Consider the following 8,921-nt stretch of genomic DNA (forward strand, 5'->3'; position numbering starts at 1 on the left):
TCGCAGGCGGCCGACTTCCCCGTCTTGACGGGTCCCCGGGGACTGCGCGACATTGAAGCCCGGCATCCGGCGCTTCGGGGGGCAAAGTCGCCAATGCAGACGTTAGGGATCAAGTCGTTGTCATCAGACACCGGGGAGAGCGGCAGACAGGGCCGCGGCCAGGGCCGTCACCAAGATGTGCTGCCGCTGCTCGCGGGCGTGGCCGTCGCCGTCGGAGCGGTCGGCGCGATGCTCGCGCTCACGGACATCACCTCGCCCCTGCGCGCCCCCTTCGTGCTCTTCTTCCTGCTCGCCGCTCCCGGCGCCGCGATCGGCGCCTGCCTGGAGGGACTTGACCCCTGGGGCCGTGCCGTGGCCGCCGTGTCCGGCGCCGTCGCGGTCGATCTGCTGACCGCGCAGGCACTGCTCGCGCTGCACACGTGGTCGGTGCGCGGCGGCGTCGTCATCGTCGGCCTGCTCTCCGCGCTCATCCACCTGCTGACACTCATGCGGCGGCTGCGTCGCCGTACGGCGAGAAGGCGGACATCCTGACGTGGACATCACCGTGCACCGCCCCGGCGAACTCACCGAAGCCGACCGTCTCTCCTGGACGGCGCTCCAGTCGAAGGCCCATCTGAACGGCCTTCCGGAGCTGGCGAATCCGTTCCTCTCCCCTGAGTTCACGCTCGCGATGGGGCAGGTGCGGCGGGGCGTGCGGATCGCGGTGCTGCGCGAGGACGGGGAACCCGCGGCGTTCTTCCCGTTCCAGAGATCCACCACCGGCGTGGGCCGGGCCATCGGCCTGGGCGTGTCCGACTGCCAGGGCCTGGTGCACCGGCCCGGCTTCACCTGGGACGCCCGGGAGCTCCTGCGGGCCTGCGGGCTCGCGGTGTGGGAGTTCGACCACCTCGTGGAGGGCCAGGCCCCGTTCGCGGCCGGCGCCTCCGGCAGCTACCCGTCCCCCGTCATGGACCTCGACCAGGGGTACGAGGCGTATCTGGCCCAACTGCGGGAGCAGTCACCGAAGTTCACCCGCACGACGCTCGCCAAGCAGCGCAAGCTCGGCCGCGACCACGGCGAGGTGCGCTATGTGCACGACGAGCGGGACCCGGAGCGGCTGCGCACGCTGATGGCGTGGAAGTCCGCGCAGTACCGGCGCACCGGCCGCAGCGACCGCTTCGCACACGAGTGGATCACCCGCCTCGTGCAGCGGCTCTTCCACACCAGGACCGCCCCGTTCGCGGGCGTCCTCTCCGTCCTCTACGCCGGTGACGTGCCGGTCGCCGCGCACTTCGGCCTCCGCTCCGAGCGGATCCTCGCGTGCTGGTTCCCGGCGTACGACCCGGCGTTCTCGAAGTACTCCCCCGGTCTGATCCTGCATCTGCGCATGGCCGAGGCGGCCGCCGCCGACGGCATCGCCTACCTGGACCTCGGCCGGGGCGTGAAGGAATACAAGGACTCCCTGAAGACGCGCGAACTCGCCGTGTCCGAGGGGTGGGTGGCGCTGCGTCACCCGGTGGCGATCGGGCACAGGGCGCGGCGCGCCCCGGTCCGGGCGCTGCGCAACACCGTGCTGGCCCGGCCGGAATTCTTTGATCCGGCCGACCGGCTGCTTAAACGGCTGGGAAGGATCCGTTCAAGAAACCGGGAATAGCGCAGTCCGCACACAACAGGGAAGAATGGCCAAATCAACAAAAAAGCGGGACCACGTTCCAGGTCTTGCCATACGGTCTCAATCATCAATACCGTCGTACATCCACCCGCATCGGTCCATCGGCAACGGTCTAGGGGGAGGGCTCAAGACCACGAGGGATCCGGGGCGGGGCGCGGTAGGGGGGTGCCGTGCCCGGCGATGCGCCTGTGCCGGGTCGCGTGCCGCGGTCGGCGGGGTCCGCTTCCATGGGGCTCACGCCAGCCAAGCCAGCTCAATTGGCCTGCTCGGAACTCCCATTCGGAGATCAATTCCGTCGTGGAGATCAATTTCGTGATGGCTGAGTGAGAACCCCCTCTTTCGAACCGGACAGACATCCGGACCGCCCGGGGGCGGGCGGTCCACCGGACGAGAGGGACAGACTCAATGACTTCTTTTGTGCGCCCGGTCGAGCCGGGGCAAGATCCCTTGATCGAGCCGTCAGCAGGCACCGCGAGCACGCGGACGTACCGGCCGGTCTCCTCGCACCTCGCGATAGCACCGCCGGTGAGCGTCGTGATACCGGCCATGAACGAGGCGGAGAACCTCCCGTACGTCTTCAAGACGCTGCCCGAGTGGATCCATGAAGTCGTCCTGGTGGACGGCAATTCGACCGATGACACGGTGGCGGTCGCGCGCGAGCTGTGGCCGGACGTGAAGGTCGTGCGCCAGCTCGGCAAGGGCAAGGGGGACGCCCTGATCACGGGCTTCAACGCCTGCACCGGCGACATCATCGTGATGGTCGACGCGGACGGCTCGGCCGACGGCCACGAGATCGTCAGCTATGTCTCCGCCCTGGTCTCGGGCGCCGACTTCGCCAAGGGCTCCCGCTTCGCCAACGGCGGCGGCACGGACGACATGACGCCGGTCCGCAAGCTCGGCAACTGGGCGCTGTGCACGGTGGTCAACGCCAAGTTCGGCGCCCGCTACACGGACCTGTGCTACGGCTACAACGCCTTCTGGCGGCAGTGCCTCGACAAGATCGAACTGGACTGCACGGGCTTCGAGGTCGAGACGCTGATGAACATCCGCGTCGTCAAGGCCGGGCTGCGGGTCCAGGAGATTCCGAGCCACGAGTATCTGCGCATCCACGGCGTGAGCAATCTGCGGGCCGTGCGCGACGGCATCCGCGTCCTCAGGGTGATCCTCAGCGAGCGCTCGGGCCGTCGCGAGCGGCGCAGGCTCGCCCGTGCCGTGGCGGTGTCCGCGGGTCAGGGAGAGGCGTCTTGACCGGAAGCTGCCGGATCTCGGTAATCATCTGCGTGTACACCGAGGAGCGCTGGGAGGACATCCTCGCGGCGGTCTCCTCGGTGCGCGCCCAGTCCCTCGCGGCCCTCGAGACGCTGCTCGTGGTGGATCACAACGCCTCTCTCCTGGACCGCCTCACGCGGGAGTACAAGGAGACGGACGGGGTGCGGGTGCTCGCCAACGCGGGCCCCCGCGGCCTGTCCGCGGGCCGCAACACCGGCATCACGGCCGCCGCGGGCGAGATCCTCGCGTTCCTCGACGACGACGCCGTCGCCGAGCGGGACTGGCTGCGCCACTTCGCCGCCGGGTACGCCGACCCCCGGGTCATGGCGGTCGGCGGGCGCACCATGCCGGTGTGGGAGTCGCGGCGCCGCCCGGACTGGTTCCCGGCGGAGTTCGACTGGGTGGTGGGCTGCACGTACAAGGGCCTGCCCGAGGGCAGGGTGCGGGTCCGCAACGTCCTGGGCGGCAACGCCTCGTTCCGCCGCACCGCCTTCGAGGCGGCGGGCGGATTCGCCACGGGCATCGGGCGCGACGGCGACAAGCGCCCGCTCGGCTGCGAGGAGACGGAGCTGTGCATCCGCCTCACCCGGGCCAGACCGGACGCGATCCTGCTGATCGACGACCGCGCCGTGATCCACCACCGGGTCCCGGCGGCCCGCGAGCGCTTTGGCTACTTCCGCACCCGGGCCTACGCGGAGGGCCTCTCCAAGGCCCTGGTGGCCCGAAGTGTCGGCGCCGACAAGGGACTTGAGTCGGAGCGCCGGTACGCGACCCGCGTGCTGCCCGCCGGGGTGGCGCGCGGCCTGCGGGACGCGCTGCTCGGCCGCAGGGGCGGCGCGGGGCGCGCGGGCGCGATCGTGACGGGAGTGGTGACGGCGGCCGGGGGGTACGTAGTCGGGAGCGTCCGCGCGCGCGGGTCCGGAGCCGCATTCCGGATCCCGCCGACCGTCGAACAGGGCGCGGACGGCGGGGCCGCGGGCTCGCACGAGCAGACGGGGCCCACGCCCGGTACGACGGCTCTGGGGGGAGGCGAGGCGGCATGAGCGGGCCCGTGCCCATCCTCATGTACCACTCCGTGTCCCGGCGGCCGACGCCGTCGACCAAGGCCCTCTCGGTGTCCCCGGAGGCGTTCGCCGAGCAGATGGAGACGCTGTGCGAGCGCGGTTTCACGCCGCTGTCCACGGCCCAACTGGGCGCCGCCTGGCGCTCGGGCGGCGCGCTGCCGGTCCGGCCCGTCCTGATCACCTTCGACGACGGCTACGAGGGAGTGCACCGGCACGCCCTGCCGGTGCTCGCCAAGTACGGCTTCGCGGCGACCCTGTTCGTCTCCACGGGCTGGCTGCGCGGCGCGTACGACACCGGCGGCGGCCTCGATCTGATGCTGGACTGGGACCAGGTGCGCGAACTGGCCGCGCAGGGCGTGGAGATCGGCGGCCACAGCCACACCCACCCCGAGCTGGACCAGCTGCCGCAGGACGACCTCTGGTTCGAGCTGCTGCGCTGCCGGGAGATCGTCGCCGCCGAACTCGGCACCGCGCCACGGTCGTTCGCCTACCCCTACGGCTACTCCAGCCGCCGGGTGCGCGGCGCCGTGCGGGCGGCGGGCTTCGCGCAGTCGCTCGCCGTCGGCAACGGCCTGGCGCGGCGCGCGCAGGGCCCGTACGCCCTGCGCCGGGTGACGGTCCGCCGCACCACCGGGGCCGCGGAGTTCGCGCACCTGATCGAGGGGCACGCGATCGCCCGCACCTTCGCCAGGGACCGTGCCCTCACCAAGGGGTACGCCGTGGTCCGCAGAGCCCGACAGCTCCGCCGAAAGGCCGACAGCTCCCGTGTCTGACACGACCACCGCCCAGGAGTCCGCGACCACCACGACCGAGCCCGGGCCCCCGGCCGGCCGCAGGCTGCGGCTGCCCGGGCTCGGGCGCGGGCCATGGGGCGGCAAGAACAGCAAGGACGGCAAGAAGCGCATGAGTCCGGGCGGCGCCGGCGGCGGCAACCAGCTCTTCCGCAACGCCTATGCACTCATGCTCAACACCGGCATCTCCGGTGTGCTCGGCGTCGGCTTCTGGCTGGCCGCCGCCCGCTACTACTCGGACTCGGCGGTCGGCCAGGGCTCGGCGGCGATCGCGGCGATGAAGTTCCTCGCGGGGCTCACCGCCGTGACCCTGACGGGCGCCCTGGCCCGCTTCATCCCGGTCGCCGGGCGGTACACGGGGCGGCTCATCTTCCGTACGTACGCGGGGAGTTCGGCCGCCGTCGCGTTCGCCGCGCTCGTCTTCCTGCTCACGCTCGACTGGTGGGGGCCCTCGTACCGCTTCCTGCACGGCCCGGTGCACGGGATCGGCTTCATCGCGGCCGTCGTGGCCTGGTCGCTGCTGACCCTCCAGGACGGCGTCCTGACGGGGCTGCGCAGCGCGCTGTGGGTACCGGTCGGCAACACGGTGTTCTCCACGGTGAAGCTGGGGCTCCTGATCGCGATCGCGGCGGCGATCCCGACGGCCGGGGTCTTCGTGTCGTGGGTCGCCGCGATCGCGGTGTCCGTGGTGCCGCTCGGCTGGCTGGTGTTCCGGCGTCTGGTGCCCCGGCACGTCCGGCTCACGGACGGCGGGGCACAGCCGCCCTCGCTGCGCGAGATGGGCCGCTTCCTCGCGGGCGACTACACCGGCTCGCTGTTCTCGCTGGCCGTCGTCTACCTCGTCCCGGTGATCATCGCCTCGCAGGTCAGCTCGCAGGACAACGCGTACTTCTACATCGCCACCACCATCGGCGGCACCGTCAACCTGCTCGCCATCAACATGGGCGCCTCGCTGACCGTCGAGGGCTCGCACGACCCGGCGACGCTCGCCGCCAACACCCGGGCGGCGCTCGGCCGGATGGCGCGGATCATGCTGCCGGTGTGCGGCCTGCTCTTCATCGGGGCGCCGTACATCCTGCGCGTCTTCGGGCAGGCGTACGCGGACGCGGCGACGCCGCTGCTGCGCTGGTTCGCGGTGGGAGCGCTCCTGAGAGTCGTCATGGAGACGTACTTCGCGGTCCTGCGCGCACAGAGCCGTACCTCCGGACTCGCCTGGCTGCAGGGCCTGTTGTGTGTCCTGGTCCTCTCGCTGACCCTGGCCCTGCTGCCCTCGATGGGGCTCACCGGCGCCGGGGTCGCGGAGATCTCCAGCCTCGCGGTGATCGTCGCCATCGCCGCCCCGAAACTGCTGCGCGTCCTGCGCACGGCCGCCCCCGCCAAGGCGGTGCCCGCGGGCGCGGCCCCGGACGGCGACCTCGCCGACCTGGGCACGCCGGACGTCCCGGCGCCGGAGGTACGGGCGAAGGCACCCGGGCAGGGCCCCGCACCGAGTACGGAAACGACGGCGAAGGGCGAGCGGCACGGCCCCGCGTGGGCGCTGCGCGAGACCCTGGACTCCGACACCCTGCACCTCGCCGTGCAGCTCGACGTCGACCACCAGGAGCGCCGCCCGGACGTACGCCCCTGGCCCGGGACACCGAGCGGCGGCACACGCGTCAGGCCCCTCGGGGAACAGGACCACAACCACGACCACGACCACCGGCCGACGTGGGCGCTGCGGACACCCTTCACACCGTCCAGGGGCACACCGACCGCGGAACCGCCACCGAGCCCTCGTACGCATACGAGCGCAAGCCCTCGCACGACGGCCAGCACGGCTTCGAGTCCCGCCTCGGGCACGGCATCCGTGGCCGTGCCACCACGGGCACCCGGGCGACCGGAGCGCACCGCCGGGGACTCCGGCCCCCTGGACCTCGGCCCCGAGGACACGGGGCGGCGCGCGCACCGCCGCCTCCTCGCCCTCGTCCTGCTTCTCGTCGCGGCACTGGCCCTCTACTGGCTGCCCGCGCTGAGCATCGGGGAGTCGGGGCTCGACGACATGGGCGGGCTCGGCCTGATCTCCGTGCTGCCGAAGGCGACGCTGCTCGGGGCCGCGCTGCTCGTCGTGGTGTTCGGGGCGCTGCTGTGGGCGGAGCAGCAGCACAAGAAGCTGCTCCTGGTGACGCTGCTGGCCACGGTGGTGTCGCTGCACGCGCTGCCCGCCGTCCTGGAGGCCGAGCCCCGGTTCGCGACGGCGTACCAGCACCTCGGCTTCCTGGAGTACATCGACAGGACCGGGTCCGCGGTGCCGGACCTGGACGCGCGCTGGAGCTGGCCCGGGTTCTTCGCGGCGGCCGCGTTCGTCGCGAAGGCATGCGGCGTCGGCGACTTGACGGAGGTCATCCGCTGGTGGCCCCTGACGATGCAACTCCTCTACCTGGCGCCGATGTTCCTGCTCCTGCGCTCACTGCGGGCGAGCTGGCGCGCCAAGTGGACCGGCCTGTGGATCTTCGTCCTGAGCGGCTGGGTGGGCCAGGACTACTTCTCGCCGCAGGGCTTCACCTACCTCCTCTACCTGAGCTTCGTGGCGGTGCTGCTCGTCTGGTTCCGGGCCCCGCGCATGCTCTGGGGCCGGCGCCGCCCCGGCGAGGCGGAGGTCGAGCCGACGGACCGCCGCCAGCGCGCGGTGCTGCTCCTCATCCTGGTCGCCGTGTTCGCGGCGACGGTCCCGGCCCACCAGCTCACCCCGTTCGTGATGCTGGGCGTCCTGGCCGCCCTCGTCATCGTGGGCCGCTGCGAACTGCGCGGCCTGCCCATGCTGTTCGCGGTCCTCGTCGCCGTCTGGGTGGGCTTCTTCGCGGAGCCGTACTGGTCCGGGCACTTCGACGAGCTGTTCGGCGGGGTGGGCGGCGTCGGCGGCAATGTCTCGTCCTCCGTCTCCGGCCGTATGGAGGACGGCAGTTCGAGCCACAAGCTGGTGCTGTACGTGCGTGTGCTGCTGGCGGGCGGGGTGCTGGCGCTGGCCTGCTGGGGCTGGTGGCGCAGGCGCGACCACAAGTACAGCGAACGCTCGCTGCTCGTCCTCGCGTTCATCCCGTTCCTGGGCTTCGGCATGCAGTCGTACGGCGGCGAAATGGCCCTGCGCGTCTTCATGTTCGCGGTCCCGGGCGCGGCGCTGCTCGCCGGTCTGGCCCTCTTCCCGCGCACGGGCATCACCCCCGAGGAGCGGGACAAGGACCGCGTGAGCCTCGCACCGCTGGCCGCGCTCATGGCGGGCCTGCTCCTGATGGGCGGCTTCCTGGTGGCGCGCTGGGGCAACGAGCCCTTCGAACGCATCAGACCGGGCGAAGTGGCGGCCATGAACTACATCTACGACCACGACTCCCCGACGGTACGGCTGCTCTGGATGAGCAACGACACGATCAACAACGTGACACCGGCGATGCCGTGGGGCACCCGCGACATGGAGAAGGTCCAGTACGTCCCGACGCTGGCCCCCGCCGACCCGGTCCTCGTCTCCAGCCTCGTCAAGGCCCTCAAGGACGCGGGCCCGCAGTCGTACCTCATGGTCAACCGCAGCCAGTCGGTCTATCTCCAACTGGACGTGGGCTATGCACGGTCGTGGGAGTCCCGGCTGCTGCGCAACCTCGACCACCGGGCGGAGCTGAAGAAGGTCTTCTCCAACAAGGACGCGAGCATCTACTCACTCCGGAACCAGCCGGACGGCAAGGCCGAGAAGGCGGACCCGGGCCCGATCGGCCCGCAGGTGACGTGGACGCCGTGGTCGGTGGTGGGGGCGCTGGCGGCGATCGCGCTGGTGCTGTTGCTGACGGCGCGGGAGGTGGTGCGGGTCGCGGCGGCGCCGAGCGTCCGCAAGGTCCGCTGGCTCCAGAGCAGCTTCTGGTTCTCGCTCCCACTGCTGTCGGTACTGTTCGCTTCGCTGATCCAACGGTTCCTGACGATGAAGTAGGTTCGGGCGGGCTTTCCTTCCCCCATCCCGCCCCTTCCCGAAACGGCGACTCCGTCGCCCCTGGGGCGCTCTTCCTGGGGCTGCGCCCCTGGACCCCGCTATCGGCGCTGAACGCGCCTCGTCCTCAAACGCCGGACGGGCTGGAACCACTCAGCCCGTCCGGCGTTTGAGGACGAGCCCTTAGGGCGATATCGGGT

General features: G+C 71.4%; 6 protein-coding genes. All 6 read left to right on the top strand.

The genetic code is table 11. From position 1 onward, the window contains the following. Positions 1-117 precede the first annotated feature (117 nt). Positions 118-531 carry a hypothetical protein gene (locus tag ACFWYM_RS32605; protein ID WP_384845563.1) on the top strand — a complete coding sequence of 138 codons (414 nt, stop codon included), beginning with the start codon at positions 118-120 and terminating at the stop codon, positions 529-531. Between the two features lies 1 nt (position 532). Then, positions 533-1,633 carry a GNAT family N-acetyltransferase gene (locus ACFWYM_RS32610; RefSeq protein ID WP_384845565.1) on the top strand — a complete coding sequence of 367 codons (1,101 nt, stop codon included), beginning with the start codon at positions 533-535 and terminating at the stop codon, positions 1,631-1,633. Between the two features lie 423 nt (positions 1,634-2,056). Next, positions 2,057-2,899: a glycosyltransferase family 2 protein gene (locus ACFWYM_RS32615; protein ID WP_384845567.1), complete on the top strand. Its 843-nt coding sequence runs from the start codon at positions 2,057-2,059 to the stop codon at positions 2,897-2,899. Then, a complete protein-coding gene (locus ACFWYM_RS32620; RefSeq protein ID WP_384845569.1) occupies positions 2,896-3,963 on the top strand; it encodes a glycosyltransferase family 2 protein in 1,068 nt (355 codons plus the stop codon). Before ACFWYM_RS32615 ends, ACFWYM_RS32620 begins: the two co-directional genes overlap by 4 nt. Continuing rightward, positions 3,960-4,757 carry a polysaccharide deacetylase family protein gene (locus ACFWYM_RS32625; protein ID WP_384845571.1) on the top strand — a complete coding sequence of 266 codons (798 nt, stop codon included), beginning with the start codon at positions 3,960-3,962 and terminating at the stop codon, positions 4,755-4,757. Before ACFWYM_RS32620 ends, ACFWYM_RS32625 begins: the two co-directional genes overlap by 4 nt. Continuing rightward, positions 4,750-8,724, top strand: a complete 3,975-nt coding sequence (locus ACFWYM_RS32630) for a lipopolysaccharide biosynthesis protein (RefSeq protein WP_384845573.1) — start codon at positions 4,750-4,752, stop codon at positions 8,722-8,724. The genes ACFWYM_RS32625 and ACFWYM_RS32630 overlap by 8 nt, the downstream gene beginning before the upstream one ends. Positions 8,725-8,921 lie beyond the last annotated feature (197 nt).

Origin of the sequence: Streptomyces sp. NPDC059009 (assembly GCF_042740175.1) — a bacterium.
GTDB lineage: Bacteria > Actinomycetota > Actinomycetes > Streptomycetales > Streptomycetaceae > Streptomyces.